The organism is Gordonia sp. 852002-51296_SCH5728562-b, from assembly GCF_001665475.1.
Taxonomy (GTDB): Bacteria; Actinomycetota; Actinomycetes; order Mycobacteriales; family Mycobacteriaceae; genus Gordonia; species Gordonia sputi.
The window spans coordinates 18,504-37,246 of record NZ_LZMI01000018.1; the positions used below are offsets into that span (position 1 = coordinate 18,504).

Here is an 18,743-nt window from a genome sequence, read left to right on the forward strand (position 1 = left end):
TATACAAGACTATTCATTGAGATCAGGCCAACTCGTCGTCTTTCGTGCCGATCTCATCGGAGATGGTCTGCCTTCCGATACCGGGCTGTCGGAGAACGAGCGATTTCACGTCGATTCGCATCGAGCGGGACATCCCGGTTCGCTGACCCTGGTCCTCGACTTTCCCTATGCGGTTGATCGCGGGCTGCTGGAACGGCTCCCCGAGGTGTTGCTGTCCCGCCACGACGTACTGCGGACCTATGTTTCCGCAGATGGCGATGACCTCAGTCGGCGTGAGGTCCCCTTGTCGTCGATCGGCGTCAGCGTCGACTCGCAGGCTCCGAAGGGCCTGTCAGACGCGGGTATGACGGAGCTGGTCCTCGCACGAATCGCTATGGCGTGCAACCCAACCGAGCCGCTGTCACACTTCTTTGCTGCGGTGCTCCGTCCCGATACCACCACGGTGATCTGCGCGTTCGATCACGTCTATGTCGACGCCCGATCGTTGACGGTGCTCGCGGCGGACATCTCCGACGTGATTGCCGGCCGTCCATTGTCGAGTGCCGGCTCGGGGTTGGCCGCCGTGCGCGCGCACCTGTTCGGCGGCGAGGTGGCTCCCGACGATCCGCGACTTGCCGGTTGGTTCCGCTTCCTCGACGAGTCCGACTGGGAGATACCAGCTTTCCCCCTCGACCTGGGTCTGGAACCGGGTCGACGAGCGCCGATGAGAACACGGGTGAGCACGCTCCTCGGTAGGTCTGAGGCGCAGCACTTCAGCTCGGCTGTACACACGCGTGGCGCGAGAACGTTTTCGGCGCTGTTGACGTGCATCGGACGCGCGATTCGTCTGGCGGGTGGTCCGGCCGACACCGCGATGATCGTGCCTGCGGGACTTCAGACATCCGAGTCGATCGTTGCCTGGGTGGTGTCCAACATCCCGCTGCGTGTTCACGGTGAGGGGGATGTCGTCGAACTGTTGCCGCTCAACGCAGATCGACTTTCCGAAGCCATACCGCTCGCGAGCGTCGGACTGACGGCGGTCTATCAGGCATTCGGCAGCAGATTGCGTAGTACGCGCGGTGATGTCTTCATGGTTTCGTACGTCGATTACACCCGTCAACGTCGGCCCTCGAACAATGTTGCAGTGCAACAGTTGTCGGGAGACCACGCGACCGACAACGTGCAGTGGTGGCTGTGGCGCGACGACGACGGTATTCATGCACGAGTTCGTTACCCCGCTACAGCTGCGGCGGAGTCCGTGGTCGACGACGTCCTGGAGTTCACCGGTGCTGCGGTCAGGGAGATCAGCGAGCGCCTCGTTGATCAGCGAACATCAGTGGGCGCGTCGCCGTCGCCTGCGTTCTTGGAGTGATACCAATCGAGATAACCCCGAGTTCCGTAGGCCTGCAGTCGTCGAAGGGATGTGTAGACGACGGCATGTGGTGCGAGCGCTACGGAGTCTGCACCTGCGTACTCGGTGACACGCTGCTGTAACACAGCGTCCTCGTCGACATCGTCGATCTTCGTTCGCGGGAATCCGCCTGCCGCACAGTAGGTGTCAGCGGAGACAGCGAGATTGTTGCCGACGACCAGGAAACTCTTTCGTAGGTGCGCCGGTTGAGATCGTGTGCGCAACCAGGTGATGAAGTGTCCGAGACGCCACGTCGTGCCGATCAGGTTGAACGCAATGGCACGGGCTCCATCGGAGCTGCGGGCCCGCACCCGGCCTCCCACAAGGCTTTTGCCATCAAGCAGTGGGGCGACGATCTGTGTCAGCCAGTCCGGCGCGGGGAGTGTATCGGCGTCGGTGCGAGCGATGAACTGGGCTCCGCCGTCGATGGCATGACGAAAGCCCGAGTCTGCGGCGCTGCCGGTGCCCTTCTCGGTTTCGGTGAGCACATCGATGGGGACATCCGAGTGGGATGCGAGCTCGCGAACGAGATCGCCTGTCCCGTCGGTACTGTTGTTGTCCACCACGATGATGCGGAATGGCGCACCAGCATCGTGGGCGGCGGTATCGCGAAAAGTCTGCTGCTGCAACGCCCGGATCGTGTCGTCGATGTAGCCGACCTCGTTGTAGGCGGGGACCACGACAGCAACTCGCGGGTCTGCCAACTCAGTGCTTTCGTTCGCCATGCTGCCATTCAACCGGGCCGGTGGCTGTCCTGCACGTGAATGTGATGTGAGTAAAGCGACGTCGGGGTAGTGGGCAATCCAGAGACGCAGGGACTGCTCAGTGCGCGACCGGGCAGCCCCCGGCCGCGCCGTAGCGAACGGGCAGGTCTTTGACGCCGTTGAGCCAGCCTGATCGCACACGACGCAGCTCGCCGATCCGCTCGATGTCGGGAAGTACGTCTGCGACAGCGTTGAGGATCAGGGAGAGTTCGAGGCGCGCGAGGTTGGCACCGATGCAGAAGTGGGCGCCGTTGCCGCCGAACGCGAGATGCGGGTTGGGATCTCGGAGGATGTTGAACGTGAACGGGTCGTCGAAGACGTCCTCGTCGTAATTTGCCGAACCGTAGAAGATTCCGACCCGTTGTCCCGCGGCGATGTCGACGCCCTCGATGCTGGTGTCCACCTTGGCCGTCCGCTGGAAGGCGTTGACCGGAGTCGACCAGCGCAGCACCTCGTCGATCGTGGTTTTCGGGCGCTGCGACTTGAACAACTCCCACTGCGCGGGATGGGACATGAAGGCATTCATGCCGTGGCTGGTCGCGTTGCGCGTCGTCTCATTTCCCGCGGTGATCAGCAGGATGACGAAGAACCCGAACTCGATGTCGGACAACGACTCTCCGTCGATGTCTGCTTCTATCAGCGTGGTGACGATGTCGTCGGTGGGGTTGCGCCGACGCTCCTCGGCCATCGAATAGGCGTAGCCGAGCAGTTCAGCGTTGGCCATCGCGGGGTCGATCGTGTTGTCGGGATCGTCGCTGTTGATGATCGCGTCGACGAGCTCGTGAATACGTGGACGGTCGGCTGTCGGGACACCGATGAGATCCAGAATCGCCTGCAGGGGAAGGTGGATGGCCACGTCGTCGACGAAGTTTCCCGACTCCTTGGCTGCGGCGGATTCGACGATCTGGCGTGCCGACGTTGCGAGATTCTCCTCCAGTGACCCAACAGCCTTCGGTGTGAAGAGTCGCGACACGATCTTGCGCAGACGAGTGTGCTCCGGCGGATCGTGGTTGACGAGTAGCGCCTTGGTGAACTCGATCTGGTCGGGGGTGACGTAGTCGGGGAGTCGGATGATGGCGCCGTTGGCGTTCGTCGACCACACCTGGTTGTTCTTCGAGATCTCGCGCACGTCTCTGTGTCGCGAGATCACCCAGTAGCCGCCGTCGGTGAAACCGGAGGTGCCGAGTGGCTGTTCGTTCCACCAGACGGGCGCAGTCCGGCGCAGGTGAGCGAATTCGGTCATCGGTAAGCCGGATTCGAGCACATCGGGATCGGTGAAATCGAAACCCTTGCCGAATGGGCACGCCGCATCGGTGGTGATGGCTGTCATGGCTTCACCATACAGTCGGATTACATGTGTATGGTCGTTTTCCCGTGATACGGTCTGCGCTGGTAGAGGTCGGTACTGGGAAGTGGGTGCCGGGACATAGGTACTGGGAAAGCGGTGCCGGAAGGTGGTCGCGAGACATGCGTACGCACGGCTGGGCCGGAAGCGTCCCGGTCGACGACGCCGAGGCCACGGCGCGCATTCTTGCGGCCGCGCGGTCAGCGATCGACGAACACGGTGTGGCGACGACGATCAGCGACGTCGCGCGCACTCTCGGAGTCACTCGTCAGACCGTGTATCGATACTTCCCCAGTACCGAGGCGCTACTCCGGGCAACCGCGTTCGACGCCGTCGGCGCGTTTCTCGAGCGAATCGCGATACGTGTCAGCGGTATTCGTGAGCCCGACGTCGCTGTCGTCGAGGGAATCGACGTGGTACTCCAGGAACTGCCAGACGACCGCTATGTCGGCCTGCTGTTCAGAGCGGACAATGTGAGTCTGTTCGCTGTGGAGGGAGTGACGTCGGAGGCCGGTCAGGGATTCGCGCGCTCGATGGTCGAGCGTATGGACGTCGACTGGGCTGCTCTCGGGTACGGCCCGGCCGAGATGGACGTCATCGTCGAAATCGTGTTGCGCACACTGCAGTCCATGATGATCGACCACGGCACGGAGCGGTCGGGCGCGCAGCGTCGTGCATTTCTCGACGCATGGGCGGGTGCGGCGATTCGCGCATTGCCCGCGCACGCGGACGTGTCGGGTGATCGCAGGTGACTCAGCGTGGTGTGCAGATCACCACCGGGATGGTGCGATCGGTCCACGCCTTATAGGTATCGAAGTCGGCGTACAGCTCCACCAGGCGGGGCCAGAGTTGGTTGCGCTCCTGTTCGTTCGCCGTCCGTGCCGTGTATTCGCCCGTCTGCGAACCGATCTGGATCGACACGTCGGGGTTGCTGCGCAGGTTGAGGTACCACGCCGGGTTCGACGGCAATCCGCCCTGCGAGGCGACGACGACGATCGTGTCGCCGTCGCGCAGATAGAGCAGCGGCACAGTGCGTGGTTGGCCGGACTTGCGGCCGACCGTGGTCAGCAGACATACGTCGACGGGATTGCGCATCGCCGCGCCGACCCGCCAGGTGCGGCCGAGCCGACCTCCGCTGCGTTTGTACAGTGCGGTGTTGAGACGCGAGCCGAGTTTGATCGCTTTCGCCACGATCGGTGAATCGAGTTGTGCCGGACGGTTTTCAGCCTTCATGCGCGCTCCCGTGACTCTCAGATGCGCTCGAGGATGGTGCCGGTTGCCAGTGCGCCGCCCGCGCACATGGTGATCAGAGCGGTCTGCGCGTCGCGGCGTTCGAGTTCGTGGAGAGCGGTGGTGAGCAACCGCGAACCCGTGCTGCCGACCGGGTGCCCGAGGGCGATCGCGCCGCCGTTGACGTTCACCTTGTCCATGTCGGCGCCGTGCACCTGGGCCCAACTGAGGACAACCGAGGCGAAGGCCTCATTGATCTCGACAATGTCGATGTCGGACAACGACATTCCCGCTTTGGCCAACACTCGCTCGGTGGCTTGGACCGGGCCGTCGAGGTGGTAGTACGGCTCGGAACCGACGAGGGCGGCCGCCCGCAGTCGCGCTCGCGGTCGGAGTCCGAGCTCGCGTGCTCTGGTCTCGTCCATCAGCAGGACGGCCGCAGCGCCGTCGGAGATCTGGGACGACGTGCCAGCGGTGTGGATACCGCCGTCGATGACCGGCTTGAGTGCCGCGAGCGATTCGGGCGTGGTGTCGCGAAGTCCTTGGTCGCGTGTGACGTCGATGATGTTGCCGGTCACCACGCCCTCTTTGGTGCGCTCAGGTGCTTTGAGGCTCAACACCTCTCGGTCGAACCGGTGCTCATCCCATGCCTGACGCGCACGTTGCTGGCTTCGCACCCCGAGTTCGTCGACGTCGGTGCGGGTGATCCCGCGGCGTGCCGCGATACGCTCCGCCGCCTCGAACTGGTTGGGCATCTCGACGTTCCAGGATTCCGCGTGGTACGGACCGGCGTCGACTCCGACGTTGGACCCGAGGGGTGTATGCGTCATGAGCTCGACGCCACAGGCGATGCCGACGTCGATCACGTCCGAGGCGATCAGCCCGGCGATCAGGTTGTTTGCCTGTTGCGCCGAGCCGCACTGGCAGTCGATGGTCGTCGCGCCGGTCTGCTCGGGAAGTCCCGCCGACAGCCACGCCTTGCGTGTGATGTTGCCGGCCTGCGCTCCCGCCTGTGTGACACATCCGCCGATGGCCTGCTCGATCAGCGATGCGTCGATACCTGCCTTCTCGATCAACCCGCGCTGCGTGAGGCCGAGTAGTTCTTCGGCGTGTAGACCGGAGAGCCAGCCCGCGCGCTTGCCGATGGGGGTTCGCACTGCTTCGACGATTACCGGCACACCCATGTCCGTCACCTTTCGTTCTCTGTGCAGGCTTCTGTGCACAGACCGACTGCTCTGGCGCGGACCTGCTGTTCTCCTGCGCAGAACACTGCTCTGGCATGAAAGTAGAACATGTTCCTGTTTCTGTCCATTGTGACGAAGAAAAAGTAGAACGAGTTCCTGTTTTGGTGCGATACTGTGTGTACAGTGAGCGCCAGTGAGACGTGAACACGTTCACGTCTCGGTTGCAGAACACTGAGAACAGGGTGGTATTTCACGTGATCCAGACCGACGGCGTGGGGGCCGACCAGACGTCATCCTCACCAGCATCATGCCCGTTCATGCACCAGGAGGGGTGGGACTTCACCAGTCCCGACCTGCTCGAAAAGGGTATTCCGGTCGCCGAGTTCGCGGCCCTGCGCAAGACCGCTCCGGTCTGGTGGAATGCCCAGCTCCCGGGTAAGGGCGGCGGATTCCACGACGGCGGCTACTGGGTCGTCTCGAAGCACGCGCATGTCCGCGAGATCTCGAAGAACAACGAGGACTGGGCGACGTCGACCAACGGCGTCATCATGCGGTTCGACGACGAGATGCCTCAAGACCAGCTCGACGTCACCAAGGCGCTGCTGATCAACCACGACCCGCCGGAGCACACCCGCCTGCGCAAGGTGATCTCGAAGGCGTTCACGCCTCGTGCCGTGCAGGCGCTCGAAGAGAAGCTCGACGACGCCGCGCGCACCATCGTGCGCCAAGCTGCCGACCGGGGAACCGGGGACTTCGTCCACGACGTCGCCGTCGACCTCCCGCTGCTGGCGATCGCCGATCTGCTCGGCGTCCCGGAGTCGGATCGCAAGAAGCTGTTTGACTGGTCGAACGGCATGATGAACTACGACGACCCCGAGTTCGCAGGCGTCGATCCGCAGATGGCGTCGGCAGAGATCCTCGGCTATGGCTACAACATGGCGGAGGAGCGTCGTAAGTGTCCTGTCGACGACATTGTCAGCACGCTGGTCAACGCCGACATCGACGGTCAGCACCTCGACGAGGCCGAGTTCGGATTCTTCTTCATCCTGCTCACCGTCGCGGGCAACGAGACCACGCGCAACGCGATCAGCCACGGCATGAATGCCTTCCTGGAGCATCCCGACCAGTGGGAGTTGTTCAAGAAGGAATGCCCCGCAACGGCGGTCGACGAGATCGTGCGCTGGGCGACGCCGGTGAACTGCTTCCAGCGCACCGCCAAGCGCGACACGCAGGTCGGCGGCGTCGACATCAAGCAGGGGCAGCGCGTCGGATTGTTCTACGGCTCAGCCAATTACGACGAGGACGTGTTCGACGATCCGTTCTCCTTCAACATCCTGCGCGACCCCAACCCGCACGTCGGATTCGGCGGCAACGGAGCGCACTTCTGCGTCGGCGCGAACCTCGCACGCATGGAGATCAACCTGATGTTCAATGCAATCGCCGACCTCGTGCCCGACATCTCGCGGCTGGACGAGCCGCGTCGACTCCGGCACGGTTGGATCAACGGCGTGAAGGAACTCCAGGTCGACTACGGGACTCGGTGACCGATGACCAGTGCAACCCAACAGGATTCGAGTCAACCCGCATATCTGGGCATCGATAGGGAGAACAATCCCGCAGTGGTGGCGGGTCGGCGATCGCGGGAGGCGGTCGCGGCTCGTGACAAGGAGGCCTGGCTCGACAATTTCGCGGCCGACGCGAAGGTCGAGGACCCGGTTGGGCCGTCGATGTTCGATGAACGAGGGGTCGGATTCCAAGGGCGAGAGCGCATCTCGCAGTTCTGGGATCTGTCGATCGCGACAACCGAGAGTATCGACTTCGTCTTCGACGACGAGATCATCTGCGGCAACGAGGTCGCGTACGTCGGGAAGATCGTGACCCACATCGCGGGCCACGTGTCGGAGGCGCACGGCGTGTTCACCTACCGGGCCGACGACGAGGGCAAGCTGTCGGCGCTGCGCGCGTTCTGGGAGGTCGAGAAGACGATCAACTCGGTCCGGCCGGCCTGACTCTTGCGCTCTTTGTCCTGACGTCGAAATCCGCACCTCGTCTGTGGCGCTTCACCTTCGGCACTGCTGAAGGTGGGGCGTGACAGATGAGGTGCGGATTTTTCATGGAACCGATTCGACGCTGCGCGCGTCACAACGTGCATGGTCTACTTCCACGGCGTCACGGGCGCGGTCAACCGCGCCGAGCTCCTCGCGGCGGGCTTCGTCGATCGTGAGATACGACGGGCGCTCGACGTCGGCACTCTCGTGTCGCTGGCGCCGGGAGTAGTGATTCCCCGGGATCTGCTGGCCGAAGACACTCCAGAAGAGCGGCACCGGCAGCGAGCGCTCGCCGCGATACGACGGGACGCCCGCACGCCGGAGGTGCGGGCCGCCAAACATACTCGGGCGCTTGCGCTTTCGTCGGCCGCCGCGGTGCTCGGCTTACCGGTCTGGGGGTTGGACACCTCGCGGGTGTCGATCGCAGACAGCGGGCGCACGCCGGGCACGCGCACCACGTCGCGCACGCGGTTGATCACCGACACCCGACCGCCAGCCGTCGTCGAGGTCGACGGTGTGCTGGTGGTGTCGCCTGCTCGTACTGTGGTCGACATCGCGCGCACCGGAGCGCGAATACCAGCGATCGCAGTGGGAGACGCCGCGCTCCACGCCGGACTGTGCACCGTCGACGATCTGCAGAATGAGCTGGACCTGCTCACGGGGATGCGTGGCCGTGCCGCGGCGATTCGCGCGATCGGCCGGTGCGACCGCAAGTGTGAGTCGGTGCTCGAGACGCGTAGCCGCGTCGAACTGGTCGACGCAGGCGTCCCTGAGCCCGAGTTATAGGTGAACATCTATGACGCGCACGGGAACTTCCTCGCGCGCGTCGATCTGTACTGGCGCGATGCGCGGCTGTGCGGCGAGGCTGACGGCAACAAGAAGTACGGCGACGATGCCGACGAGACGCGACGTGCACTACTCGGGGAGAAGTCGCGCGGCGACGCGATCGTCGAGACCGGGCACGCCCTGCTGCGGTGGGGCTGGCGCGACGTCGACGAGCCTGCGGTGCTCGCGCGTCGGGTGCTGGGCATGCTCGGGCGGCGCGCGGCGTGAGGGCCGGCTCTGAGCCACCGTCTGTGCAGCTCTCGGCACAGCCACCTGATCTATGTGCAGCTACCTTGGGCGGTGCAGAAGGTAGCTGTGCACAGATGAGGTAGCTGCGGGCCGGGGGTGTGGGCCAGTCGGGCGCTGGCTAGTTGCGCGCCAGCGGGCGTGCGGCCCGACTAGTTCGACGGCTTGTCGGCGCCGACGAGCCACATCGAGTAGTACTGCGCCCCGCCGCCGTAGGCGTGGCCGAGGGCCTTGCGGGCGTCGGCCACCTGGTGGTCGCCCGCCTTGCCCATCACCTGGATCGCGGCCTCGGCGAAGCGGATCATGCCCGACGCCCCGATCGGGTTCGACGACAGCACGCCGCCCGACGGGTTGAACGGGATGCGGCCGCCGATCTCGGTCTCGCCGGCCTCGGTGAGCTTCCAGCCCTCGCCCTCGGGGGCGAAGCCGAGGCTCTCGAGCCACATGGGCTCGAACCACGAGAACGGGACGTAGACTTCGGCGACGTCGACTTCGTCGATCGGATTGTCGATGCCCGCGGACTTCCACAGTGCTGCTGCGGCGTCGCGGCTCGCCTGGGGGTTGACGGTGTTGCGGTGCGCGAAGAACAGCGGTTCGGTGCGCATCGCGGTGGCGTGCACCCACGCGACCGGACGGCCGTCGGCAGCCGCGGCGTCGGCGACCTGCTCGTCGCCGATGACGACCGCGCACGCGCCGTCGGAGGACGGGCATGTCTCGTCGTAGCGGATCGGGTCCCAGAGCATCTGCGAAGCCATCACACTTTCGACGGTGATGTCGGGTTGATGTAGGTGGGCCAACGGGTTTCGCGCGCCGTTGCGTCGATCCTTGGTGGCGACCATCGCGCCGATGTGCTCTGGCGCGCCCGACTGCCGGATGTACGAGCGCACGTGCGGGGCGAAGAAGCCGCCCGCTCCCGCGCCGACCGGCTTGGTGAACGGAACCGGAAGCGACAACGCCCACATGGCATTTGACTCGGACTGCTTCTCCCACGCGATCGCGAGCACACGTTTGTGGACGTCCGCGAACACCAACGACGCCGCGACGTTCGCCGTCGAGCCGCCGACGGAGCCCGCGGTGTGCACGCGGATCAGTCGTTTGCCAACGGCGCCAAGGGCGTCAGCCATGGCCAGCTCGGGCATCATCGATCCCTCGAAAAGATCCGGTGCCTTACCGATGACGATCGCGTCGATCTCGTCGATGCTCACCCCTGCGTCGGCGAGGGCTGCGTCCATCGCCTCGCGGCACATCCCTGCCATCGTGACGTCGTGCCGCTTGGCGACGTACTTGGTCTGTCCGGTGCCCAGGACCGCCGCACGGTTGTTGTGTGCCATCAGTTGTCGTCTCCCACAATCGAGTCGCCGCTCTTCGAATCACCGCTGTTCGAGTCACCTTGCAGCGTGACCACCATGTTCTGTTGCAGCAGAGGGCCGCTCGTCGCGTGCGCCACCGCGGTCTGCGCATCGCCGGTGAGGATGGAGTGCGCCGCGTAGCCGATACGCTGCAGGCCGCCGCTGAACAACGAATTGCCCGTGAGTAGGCCGCCGGACGGATTGATCCGCACCGAGGCGGGCAGTCCGAGCGCGTTGCGGACGATGATCTCCTGGTGTGTGTACGGGGCGGCGATCTCGGCGACGTCGACGGCGCGGGTGCGATCGCCGAATGCGGTGTCGGCGGCCAGTGTCGTCGACGGCGAGACCGTGAGATCTCGTGCACCGAAGTTGGCGCTGTCGATCCGGTGGTCCCAGCCGGTGACGAATGCGGGATTGGCGACGAGCTCGCGGGCGCGGCGCTCACTGGCGATGATGACGGCTGCGGCGGCATCGGTGAACGGCGCTATGTCGTGTGCGCGAAGGGGATTGGCGACGTAGTCGGTCGCGAGCAGGTCGTCGGTCGACGCCCCGGTCGTGCGTGCTGCGACTGCGGCCATGTCGGTTTCGGTCCACGTACCCGCGTCGAGACCCGCGCGGGCCTGCAGTCCGGCGAGAGCGCGGTCGCCCGGCCAGAGTGGGGCAACCGTGTAGGGGTCGGTCTGCATCGACAGCGTGCGATTGCTATCTCCCGCAGAGGATTTGCCGAAGCCGTAGGCAAGGGCGAGGTCGACCTCGCCGCTCGCGATCTTCACCCACGCCTCGTACAGCGCCCACGCGCCGTCCATTTCGACGTGGGACTCGTTGATCGGCGGCATCGCGCCGATCGAGTCGATCGCCGAGATGAACGAGAAGGCACGCCCGGCAAGATAATCCGACGATCCGCTGCACCAGAACTCGATGTCGGTGCGGGAGATGCCGAGCTCGGCGTAGAGCTTGTCAAAGCAGGGGATCAGCATTTCGACGCCGTTGGTGGTGCCGTGTGTGCCGACGATGTTGGGACTGTGGGCGAACCCGACGATCGCGATGCGGGGGAGGGTCACGTGCTTCTCCTAGAGATGGGGATCGCGAGTCAGAGGAACTCGCGGTAGGTGTCGTACTCGGCGTCGGGTTCGCCGGTGGGCCGGAAGTGGCTGATCGATCCCATCGACAGTTCGCGCTCGTCGTCGGGGACCCAGACCGCCTGCACCCGCATGCCCATGCGGACCTCGTCGGCGGCAGCGTCGAGGATGAGGTGCAGGAATGGGATGTCGGAGCCATCGAGCAGCACGTACGCCGCCACGTAGGGTGGCTTGATCCGCTGTCCCTGGAACGGCACGTTGACGATGCAGAACGTCGTGACGGTCCCGGTGTCGGGAAGTTCGACGTGTTCGACTGCAGGCGCACCGTCGGCGGGACTCACCGAGCGTGGCGGGAAGTAGACGCGCCCGGCGTCGACTCCTGAGCCGATACGCGTCCCGATCAGCTTGCCCGCCTTGAGGCCTTCGAGATAGCGCGATTCCTCTTCGGTCGCGGAGTGAATGATGCTGGTCGTGATCGGGGTGGTGATGATGACGTTCTCGTCGTCGGGGTTGTCGGCGGTGTTCGGCTCGGCATGCTCAGCGGAGTCGCCGGGTGCGAAGTAGGCGATGTCGTCGATGCGGCCGCTGCGTGCCGCGCGCCAGACCGCGTGGACCCGCATACCTGTTTCGATGTCTGCCGGCCCGTCGACCTTGACCGCGTGCAGCAACGCGGTGTCGGCGCCGTCGAGTCGGATCAGCGCCCATGCGAACGGTGCGTCGAACGGCTGGCCGTCGATGTGGTCGGGATTCCACGACCACGTGACGACCGTGCCGACGGAGGCGACGTCGACGATGTCGGTGATCGGTGCGCCCGTCGCGGCGTCGTATTCGATCGGCGGTACCGACACGGTTCCGTCGGCCGACCGCGATCCGACGATGTGCCCGTCGCGTAGCCCGAATGCGAACCGGCTCAACACCGGTCCGAGCGAGCGCGTGTAGCTGAACGTGTTGCTCAGCTCAGCGGTCAGGATGGTGGTCTCGGGATCGGGCACCACGGCGACGGGACTTGCGGTCGTCACGGCCGGAGATGTGTCGATGCTGCTCACACTTCGAGTAGAACACGTTCTAGTATTGAGACACAAGGCCGTGATGATGGTTGTCGTCGCGGCGGCGACGTGGAGAGGTCGAGACCGTGAAACTTGCGCTGCAACTGGGATATTGGGGAGCGGACCCCATCGTCGACGCCCCGGAGCTCATCGCCGCGGCCGAGGAGTCGGGATTCGACGCCGTGTTCACCGCGGAGTCGTGGGGGTCGGACGCCTACACCCCGCTGGCCTGGTGGGGCGCGGCGACGTCGCGGATACGGCTGGGGACCGCAGTTGCGCAGTTGTCGGCGCGACCGCCCACATCGCTCGCGATGCATGCGCTGACCCTCGACCACCTCTCGGGCGGCAGACACATCATCGGGCTAGGGGTGTCGGGACCTCAGGTCGTCGAAGGGTGGTACGGGCAGCCGTTCGGCAAACCACTCGCTCGCACAAGGGAATACGTGCAGATCGTGCGTGACGTTCTGTCGCGCGCCGACCGAGTCCGCAGCGCGGGACCGCACTACCCGCTGCCGTATCCGGCCGACGCGCCCGGCGCGACCGGGCTGGGCAAATCGCTCAAGCCGATCACCCATCCGCTACGCGCCGACATACCGATCTGGTTGGGCGCGGAGGGGCCGAAGAACGTCGCACAGACCGCGGAGATCGCCGACGGCTGGCTCGCGATCTTCTACAGCCTCTCGCTCGCCGATCAGTACGAGTCGTGGCTCGCGGAGGGATTCGCGCGTCCGGGTGCACGTCGGACACGCGACGACTTCGAGGTCGCGGCGACCGTGCAGGTGGTGATCACCGACGACGTCGCCGCCGCCGTTGACGCGTATCGGCCCGCCACCGCGCTCTACGTGGGCGGGATGGGCGCCAAGGAGAAGAACTTTCACGCCGAGCTGTACCGCAGAATGGGCTACGGCGACGTGGTCGATGAGATCGGCAGGCTGTTCCTCGCGGGTCGTAAGGAGGAGGCGTTGGCCGCGGTGCCCGACGAGATGGTGCGCGAGACGATGATCGTCGGTACCGCCGACGAGGTGCGCGAGCAGATCAAGCAGTGGGAGTCGGCGGGTGTCTCGATGCTGATGGTGACCACGCGCGACGCCGCCACGATCCGCGAGCTCGCGACGCTGGTGTGAGCGGCCTTCAGCCGACGGGCTGTTCCGACAACCGGGCGGGCACTCTGCGTGGTGTCAGCGAGACGTAGAAGTCCTTGGGCACCATGGTGAGTCGCTCGTCGACACGAAGGTGATAGTCGGGATCGGGTGCGACGTCGTATCGGTGGAGCAGGCTCGCGAGGACGAGTACCGACTCGTGGAGCGCGAATTGTCTTCCGATGCAGGCGCGTACGCCGTTGCCGAACGGTTTGTAGGTGTGCGCCGGACGCTTCTTGACGTTCTCGGGGAGGAAGCGATCCGGATCGTAGGAATCGGGATCGTCCCAGACCGCTGGATCGCGGTGGACCTGGGCGAGGATGATGACCGCCCAGTCTTCCGGTGTCATGCGATACCGTCCGCCGAGCATCGTCGTCGATCGTGGGCTGCGTGCGAATGCGGGCACCGTCGGCCAGATGCGTAATGCCTCGTCGAGCGCGCGCCGGATGTAGCGCAGGCGTGGCACCTGCTCGAAAGTCGGCATCGCCGTAGGGTCGTCGCCGAGTGCGTCGTCGGCTTCACGTTGCGCCTGTTCCAGGAATTCGGGGTGCTGCGACAGGTAGTACAACGCGAACGACAAAGCACCCGAAGTGGTTTCGTGTCCCGCGACGAGGAAGGTGAGGATCTGATGTCGGATGTTCAACGGTGACAGGCGTTCTCCGGTCTCGGGATGTGCGACGTTGAGCATGATCCCGAGCAGGTCGTGCTGGTCGGTGGTGTGCTCGCGTTCGGCGATGAGGTCGTCGAGCAGGTTGTCGACGTAGTTCTGCGCCTGCGCGTTGCGGCGGTCGAGCAGGGCGGTGAGGTAGCGACCGCCGGGCGCGGTGCGCAGCCCGCCCTTGCGTCGACCGGTCTCGAGCGCGCGGATCATGGCAGTGACGAACGGGTGCTGCTCCGCGGAGGTGAAGGACCCGAAGTCGTGGCTGAATGCTGTGCGGCTCAACGTTTCCATGGTCAGCTTCGTCATATCGCGCGTGACGTCGACGGTGGTGGTGCCTGCGGGGTCGGTCGGTAGTGCGTCCCAGTAGTCGAACAGTTCGCCGGCCGTCTGCAGCATGATCGGGTGATAGGACCGCATGGCCGACTTGGTGAATGCGGGCATCAGAAGGTCATGTGCGAGTTGCCAATTGGACTCGTCGTTACGCGCCGTGAACAGGCCGTCGCCCGCGTAGTCGCGTAGCGCCTCGATCGCGGGCGGAAGTGCCTTGCAGTACCGCGATTCGTCGCAGAGTTCCGCGGTGAGTTCGGCCGAGGCGATGAAGACGAACTTCTGGCGGAAGACCTGCATCTCGTAGATCGGGCCGAGGTTGGCGCCGAGTGTCAACATGCTCAGCAACGGATGGCGGGGATCGGCGACGCCGAGGTCGCCGATCAGTGGCTTTCGACGCCCGGGACTCGGAAATCGTTGACCTGACCAGTCGTTGTCGATGTGCAGCCGCGCCATGCTCCGACCCTGCCGCCTTCCGGTTGGCCTGTCAACGAGTGGTCACTCCGCGGAGTTAGCGAGTGGTCACTCGCCGGTGAAGACGGGCTTTTCCTTGTTGGCGAATGCCCGTGGGCCGACTTTGGCGTCTTTGCTCATGAAGACGCGCACCCCGAGGTCGGCGTCGATCTTGAACGCGTCCTCCTCGTGCATTCCCTCGGTGTCGCGGATGGTCTTGAGGATCGCCTGGACGGCGAGCGGGCCGTTGGCGGCGATGACGTCGGCGATGTCGAGGGCCTTATCGAGTGCCGAACCGTCGGGCACGACGTGGCCGATCAAGCCGTACTCCTTGGCTTCGGTTGCGGTGATGTGGCGTCCGGTGAGCAGGATGTCGGCGGCGATCGTGTACGGGATCTGACGAACGAGCCGGACGGCGCTGCCTCCGAGGGGGAACAGGCCCCATTTGGCTTCGGACACACCGAACTTCGCGCTCTCGCCCGCGACACGGATGTCGGTGCCCTGCAGGATCTCGGTGCCCCCGGCGATCGCCGGTCCCTCCACGGCTGCGATGAGCGGTTTGGTGAGTCGACGACCCTTGAGGAGTGCGGGCATGCGGGTGAGGTCCCACCCGCCGTCGGCGAATTTGTCGCCCGCGGGCTTGGCGTTCATCGACTTGAGGTCGGCGCCCGCGCAGAAGTATCCGCCCGCGCCGGTCAGGATGGCGACACGAATGTCGGGATCGGCGTCGACCTGGTCCCAGGCCTCCTCCATGATCGCCATCATCTCCGTCGACAACGCGTTGCGCGCTTCGGGGCGATTCATGGTGACGATGAGAACGTGTCCGCGCTTCTCGACGAGGCACTCCGGCATCGGTGCTCCTTGGTGGCTGGTGATCGGTAGCCGAACAGGCCTTGCCGAAAACAGTAACACGTTCTAATTTTGTCGTCATGGCCTTCCATATCGCCGACCTGATCGAGCACGCCGTCGACCTGATGCCCGACCGGACCGCACTGGAAACAGACGGTCGGTCGATGACATATGCCGAGCTGGAGCGAGAGGCAAACGCGCTCGCGCACGAACTGATCACACTCGGCGTCCGGCCGACAGAATCGGTGGGCCTGTACAGCAGGAATACACTGGAATGTGTCGTCGCGATGCTGGCGATCTTCAAGGTCCGTGCGGTGATGGTGAACGTCAACTACCGGTACGTCGCGGCCGAACTCGAGCACATCGTCACCGACTCCGACATGAAGGTGTTGATCTACGAGCGCCAGTACGGTGACCGCGTGCGGAACGTGTTACCGAATGCACCGGAACTGGCGCACGTGATCGTCATCGAAGACGGCAGCGTCGAACCTGCCCCCGATGGCGCGATTCCCTACACGGATGCCATCGCGAGGGGGAGCGTCGACCGTGACTTCGAGCCGCGGAGCGACGACGACCTGTACATGCTCTACACCGGCGGCACGACGGGATTCCCGAAGGGCGTCGTCTGGCGCCAGGAGGACATCTGGCGGGTTCTGGGCGGGGGCATCAGCTTCTACACCGGGGAGCGCGTGTCCGACGAGTGGCAGCAGGCTCGTGACGGTGCGGCAGGTGGCCAACTGGTGCGCTTTCCGATCCCGCCATTCATCCACGGCGGGTCGCAGTGGGCTGTGTTCCAGGAACTCTTCGTCGGCGGCAAGGCCGTGATCTACCCGGAGTTCGGCGCGCACCGCACCTGGCAGATCATCGAGCGGCACAAGGTCAACGTTGTGATGATCACCGGAGATGCGATGGCGCGTCCGATGGTCGACGCATTGCAGGCCGGACATCCCGACGGGCGTACGTATGACACCAGTTCCGTTGTCTCACTGGCATCGTCGGCTGCGCTCTTCTCTGCGAGTGTCAAGGACGAGTACCTCGATCTGCTGCCGAACCTTCTCGTGATCGACGCGATCGGGTCGTCGGAAACGGGTTTCAGCGGAATGTCGGCGGCGCAGAAGGGTCAGTCGCACACGGGTGCTCCTCGGGTGACCGCGGACAAGGCTGCCGTGGTGCTGCGTGAGGACGGAACGCCCGTCGAGCCCGGCTCGGGCGAGGTGGGAATCCTGGCGCGTTCCGGCAATATTCCGTTGCGCTACTACAACGATCTGGCAAAGACCGAACGAACCTTCAAGGAGTTCAACGGGATTCGCTACTCGATCCCCGGTGATCTGGCGACCGTCGAATCCGACGGGTCGATCACGATGATGGGGCGTGGATCGCAGTCGATCAACACCGGTGGCGAGAAGGTGTTTCCCGAAGAGGTCGAAGCGGCACTCAAGGCGCATCCGGATGTGTTCGACACGGTCGTCGTCGGCGTTCCCGACGAACGGTACGGCGAGCGTGTCGCGGCAGTCATCGCTACGCGTGACGACGCCAGACCCACCCTGGATGACCTGAACAGGGTTGTGCGCGAACAGGTTGCGGGATACAAGTGTCCGCGCAGCGTGTGGTACGTCGACGAGATCAAACGGTCTCCGGCGGGTAAACCGAACTATCGATGGGGTAGGGAAATCACCGAGTCGCGACCGGCCGACGCGTCGGCACAGGCCGTCAGTGGAAGGGCGTAAAGAAATGGGCGAGAGAGTGATTCGCACGGAGCTGACCGAGAGGTTCGGTATCGACTATCCGATCTTCGGCTTCACGCCGAGTCAGGAGGTCGCGGCCGCGATCAGCCGGGCAGGCGGAATGGGTGTCCTCGGGTGCGTACGGTTCAACGACGCGTCGGAGCTCGATGACGTGCTCGAGTGGATGCACGAGAACACCGACGGTAAGCCGTTCGGCGTCGACGTCGTGATGCCTGCCAAGATCCCCACGGAGGGAAGTAAAGTCGACCTGGAGTCGATGATTCCGCCCGAGCACCGGGCATTCGTCGAACGTACCCTCGACGATCTCGGGGTGCCGCCGCTGCCCGACGGCAACCGGGTGGATGCCGGAGTGCTCGGCTGGCTGCACTCAGTGGCGCGCTCGCACGTCGACGTTGCGATGGCGCACGCCCGCAAGTACGGACAGATCAAGCTGATCGCGAACGCGCTGGGCTCACCGCCGCCGGACGTGATCGGCGTCGCGCACGAGAATGGTGTGCAGGTCGCAGCGCTTGCGGGCGCGAAAGATCATGCGCTGCATCATGTCGAAGCGGGCGTCGACATCGTGATCGCACAGGGTTACGAGGGTGGCGGGCACACCGGTGAGGTGACGTCAATGGTGCTCTGGCCTGAACTCGTCGACGCCGTCGGCGATCGCGCACCCGTGCTGGCAGCGGGCGGAGTCGGCAGCGGTCGGCAGATGGCGGCGGCGATAGCTCTTGGCGCACAGGGTGTGTGGATGGGCACGTACTGGCTGACCGCGGCCGAGTACCGACTCGGCGCCACCGGCGACGGGCCGTCGACGGTGCAAAAGGCGCTGCTCGCGGCGTCGTCGAGGGACACGGTGCGTCGTCGGATCTACTCGGGCAAGCCCGCCCGACTGTTGAAGACGAAGTGGACCGACGCCTGGGATGCTCCCGGCGCTCCGGAGCCGCTACCGATGCCGCTGCAGAATCTGCTCGTGGGGGAGGCGCACGCGCGGATCTCGCAGGCCGACGACGCAGGCGTCGTCGCCATGCCCGCGGGCCAGATCGTCGGCCGGCTGAACTCGATCACCCCCGTCGCC

General features: G+C 64.9%; 18 protein-coding genes. 9 read left to right on the forward strand and 9 right to left on the reverse strand.

Translation table 11 applies throughout. The annotated features are described in order from the left end of the window. The first annotated feature begins 16 nt into the window (after positions 1–16). Positions 17–1,351, forward strand: a complete 1,335-nt coding sequence (locus A5766_RS04520) for a condensation protein (RefSeq protein ID WP_231894546.1) — start codon at positions 17–19, stop codon at positions 1,349–1,351. On the opposite strand, the gene A5766_RS04525 is transcribed toward A5766_RS04520, so the two are convergent. Together A5766_RS04525 and A5766_RS04530 are read right to left on the reverse strand one after the other, a co-directional pair. Next, a complete protein-coding gene (locus tag A5766_RS04525) occupies positions 1,303–2,115 on the reverse strand; it encodes a glycosyltransferase (RefSeq protein ID WP_005207503.1) in 813 nt (270 codons plus the stop codon). The genes A5766_RS04520 and A5766_RS04525 overlap by 49 nt on opposite strands. A gap of 97 nt (positions 2,116–2,212) precedes the next feature. Continuing rightward, positions 2,213–3,484, reverse strand: coding sequence for a cytochrome P450 (locus tag A5766_RS04530; protein WP_005207502.1), 1,272 nt, complete (start codon positions 3,482–3,484; stop codon positions 2,213–2,215). A gap of 137 nt (positions 3,485–3,621) precedes the next feature. On the opposite strand from A5766_RS04530, the gene A5766_RS04535 reads away from it, so the two are divergent. Next, complete coding sequence (locus A5766_RS04535) at positions 3,622–4,251, forward strand: TetR/AcrR family transcriptional regulator (RefSeq protein WP_005207501.1); 630 nt, start codon at positions 3,622–3,624, stop codon at positions 4,249–4,251. A 1-nt stretch (position 4,252) separates the two neighbouring features. On the opposite strand, the gene A5766_RS04540 is transcribed toward A5766_RS04535, so the two are convergent. Together A5766_RS04540 and A5766_RS04545 are read right to left on the reverse strand one after the other, a co-directional pair. Further along, positions 4,253–4,732, reverse strand: coding sequence for a nitroreductase family deazaflavin-dependent oxidoreductase (locus A5766_RS04540; RefSeq protein WP_064903608.1), 480 nt, complete (start codon positions 4,730–4,732; stop codon positions 4,253–4,255). Positions 4,733–4,749: 17 nt separating this feature from the next. Beyond that, a complete protein-coding gene (locus tag A5766_RS04545) occupies positions 4,750–5,913 on the reverse strand; it encodes a steroid 3-ketoacyl-CoA thiolase (protein ID WP_005207499.1) in 1,164 nt (387 codons plus the stop codon). A gap of 254 nt (positions 5,914–6,167) precedes the next feature. Between A5766_RS04545 and A5766_RS04550 the strand changes: the two genes are divergently transcribed. The 4 genes from A5766_RS04550 (at position 6,168) to A5766_RS24870 (ending at position 9,014) form a co-directional block, all read left to right on the forward strand. Continuing rightward, on the forward strand, positions 6,168–7,457 hold the full coding sequence (locus A5766_RS04550; RefSeq protein WP_082965446.1) for a cytochrome P450: 1,290 nt from the start codon (positions 6,168–6,170) through the stop codon (positions 7,455–7,457). A 3-nt stretch (positions 7,458–7,460) separates the two neighbouring features. Continuing rightward, positions 7,461–7,922, forward strand: a complete 462-nt coding sequence (locus tag A5766_RS04555) for a nuclear transport factor 2 family protein (protein WP_005207497.1) — start codon at positions 7,461–7,463, stop codon at positions 7,920–7,922. Between the two features lie 141 nt (positions 7,923–8,063). Next, positions 8,064–8,747, forward strand: a complete 684-nt coding sequence (locus tag A5766_RS04560) for a hypothetical protein (protein WP_005207496.1) — start codon at positions 8,064–8,066, stop codon at positions 8,745–8,747. Beyond that, positions 8,748–9,014 (forward strand): hypothetical protein, encoded by a 267-nt coding sequence (locus A5766_RS24870; RefSeq protein ID WP_005207495.1) that lies wholly within the window; start codon positions 8,748–8,750, stop codon positions 9,012–9,014. Between the two features lie 170 nt (positions 9,015–9,184). On the opposite strand, the gene A5766_RS04565 is transcribed toward A5766_RS24870, so the two are convergent. From A5766_RS04565 to A5766_RS04575, 3 genes are read right to left on the reverse strand one after another with little or no spacing between them, the layout of a single operon-like run. Continuing rightward, on the reverse strand, positions 9,185–10,363 hold the full coding sequence (locus tag A5766_RS04565; protein ID WP_005207494.1) for a thiolase domain-containing protein: 1,179 nt from the start codon (positions 10,361–10,363) through the stop codon (positions 9,185–9,187). Next, positions 10,363–11,442, reverse strand: coding sequence for a thiolase domain-containing protein (locus tag A5766_RS04570; RefSeq protein WP_005207493.1), 1,080 nt, complete (start codon positions 11,440–11,442; stop codon positions 10,363–10,365). Before A5766_RS04570 ends, A5766_RS04565 begins: the two co-directional genes overlap by 1 nt. A gap of 29 nt (positions 11,443–11,471) precedes the next feature. Then, positions 11,472–12,452, reverse strand: coding sequence for a Zn-ribbon domain-containing OB-fold protein (locus A5766_RS04575; protein WP_051993984.1), 981 nt, complete (start codon positions 12,450–12,452; stop codon positions 11,472–11,474). 140 nt (positions 12,453–12,592) lie between these two features. Here A5766_RS04575 and A5766_RS04580 point away from each other — a divergent pair, with 140 nt between their 5' ends. Continuing rightward, positions 12,593–13,630, forward strand: a complete 1,038-nt coding sequence (locus tag A5766_RS04580) for an LLM class F420-dependent oxidoreductase (RefSeq protein WP_064903614.1) — start codon at positions 12,593–12,595, stop codon at positions 13,628–13,630. Positions 13,631–13,637: 7 nt separating this feature from the next. Here the strand turns inward: A5766_RS04580 and A5766_RS04585 are convergent, their stop codons facing one another. Together A5766_RS04585 and A5766_RS04590 are read right to left on the reverse strand one after the other, a co-directional pair. Continuing rightward, positions 13,638–15,089, reverse strand: coding sequence for a cytochrome P450 (locus A5766_RS04585; RefSeq protein ID WP_064903610.1), 1,452 nt, complete (start codon positions 15,087–15,089; stop codon positions 13,638–13,640). Positions 15,090–15,155: 66 nt separating this feature from the next. Next, positions 15,156–15,938 (reverse strand): crotonase/enoyl-CoA hydratase family protein, encoded by a 783-nt coding sequence (locus tag A5766_RS04590; RefSeq protein WP_005204741.1) that lies wholly within the window; start codon positions 15,936–15,938, stop codon positions 15,156–15,158. Between the two features lie 77 nt (positions 15,939–16,015). Between A5766_RS04590 and A5766_RS04595 the strand changes: the two genes are divergently transcribed. Both A5766_RS04595 and A5766_RS04600 read left to right on the forward strand, forming a co-directional pair. Continuing rightward, a complete protein-coding gene (locus A5766_RS04595; RefSeq protein ID WP_005204742.1) occupies positions 16,016–17,662 on the forward strand; it encodes an acyl-CoA synthetase in 1,647 nt (548 codons plus the stop codon). A 19-nt stretch (positions 17,663–17,681) separates the two neighbouring features. Next, on the forward strand, positions 17,682–18,743 hold a 1,062-nt coding region (locus A5766_RS04600), incomplete at its 3' end, for an NAD(P)H-dependent flavin oxidoreductase (RefSeq protein ID WP_064903616.1).

What these genes read in the sequence shown, in the direction of transcription:
- A5766_RS04530 (WP_005207502.1), bottom strand. Translation starts at nt 3,484, where the DNA reads ATGACAGCCATCACCACCGATGCGGCGTGCCCATTCGGCAAGGGTTTC.
- A5766_RS04555 (WP_005207497.1), top strand. Translation starts at nt 7,461, where the DNA reads ATGACCAGTGCAACCCAACAGGATTCGAGTCAACCCGCATATCTGGGC.
- A5766_RS04525 (WP_005207503.1), bottom strand. Translation starts at nt 2,115, where the DNA reads ATGGCGAACGAAAGCACTGAGTTGGCAGACCCGCGAGTTGCTGTCGTG.
- A5766_RS04565 (WP_005207494.1), bottom strand. Translation starts at nt 10,363, where the DNA reads ATGGCACACAACAACCGTGCGGCGGTCCTGGGCACCGGACAGACCAAG.
- A5766_RS04540 (WP_064903608.1), bottom strand. Translation starts at nt 4,732, where the DNA reads ATGAAGGCTGAAAACCGTCCGGCACAACTCGATTCACCGATCGTGGCG.
- A5766_RS04535 (WP_005207501.1), top strand. Translation starts at nt 3,622, where the DNA reads ATGCGTACGCACGGCTGGGCCGGAAGCGTCCCGGTCGACGACGCCGAG.
- A5766_RS04560 (WP_005207496.1), top strand. Translation starts at nt 8,064, where the DNA reads ATGGTCTACTTCCACGGCGTCACGGGCGCGGTCAACCGCGCCGAGCTC.
- A5766_RS04585 (WP_064903610.1), bottom strand. Translation starts at nt 15,089, where the DNA reads ATGGCGCGGCTGCACATCGACAACGACTGGTCAGGTCAACGATTTCCG.
- A5766_RS04545 (WP_005207499.1), bottom strand. Translation starts at nt 5,913, where the DNA reads ATGGGTGTGCCGGTAATCGTCGAAGCAGTGCGAACCCCCATCGGCAAG.
- A5766_RS04595 (WP_005204742.1), top strand. Translation starts at nt 16,016, where the DNA reads ATGGCCTTCCATATCGCCGACCTGATCGAGCACGCCGTCGACCTGATG.
- A5766_RS04590 (WP_005204741.1), bottom strand. Translation starts at nt 15,938, where the DNA reads ATGCCGGAGTGCCTCGTCGAGAAGCGCGGACACGTTCTCATCGTCACC.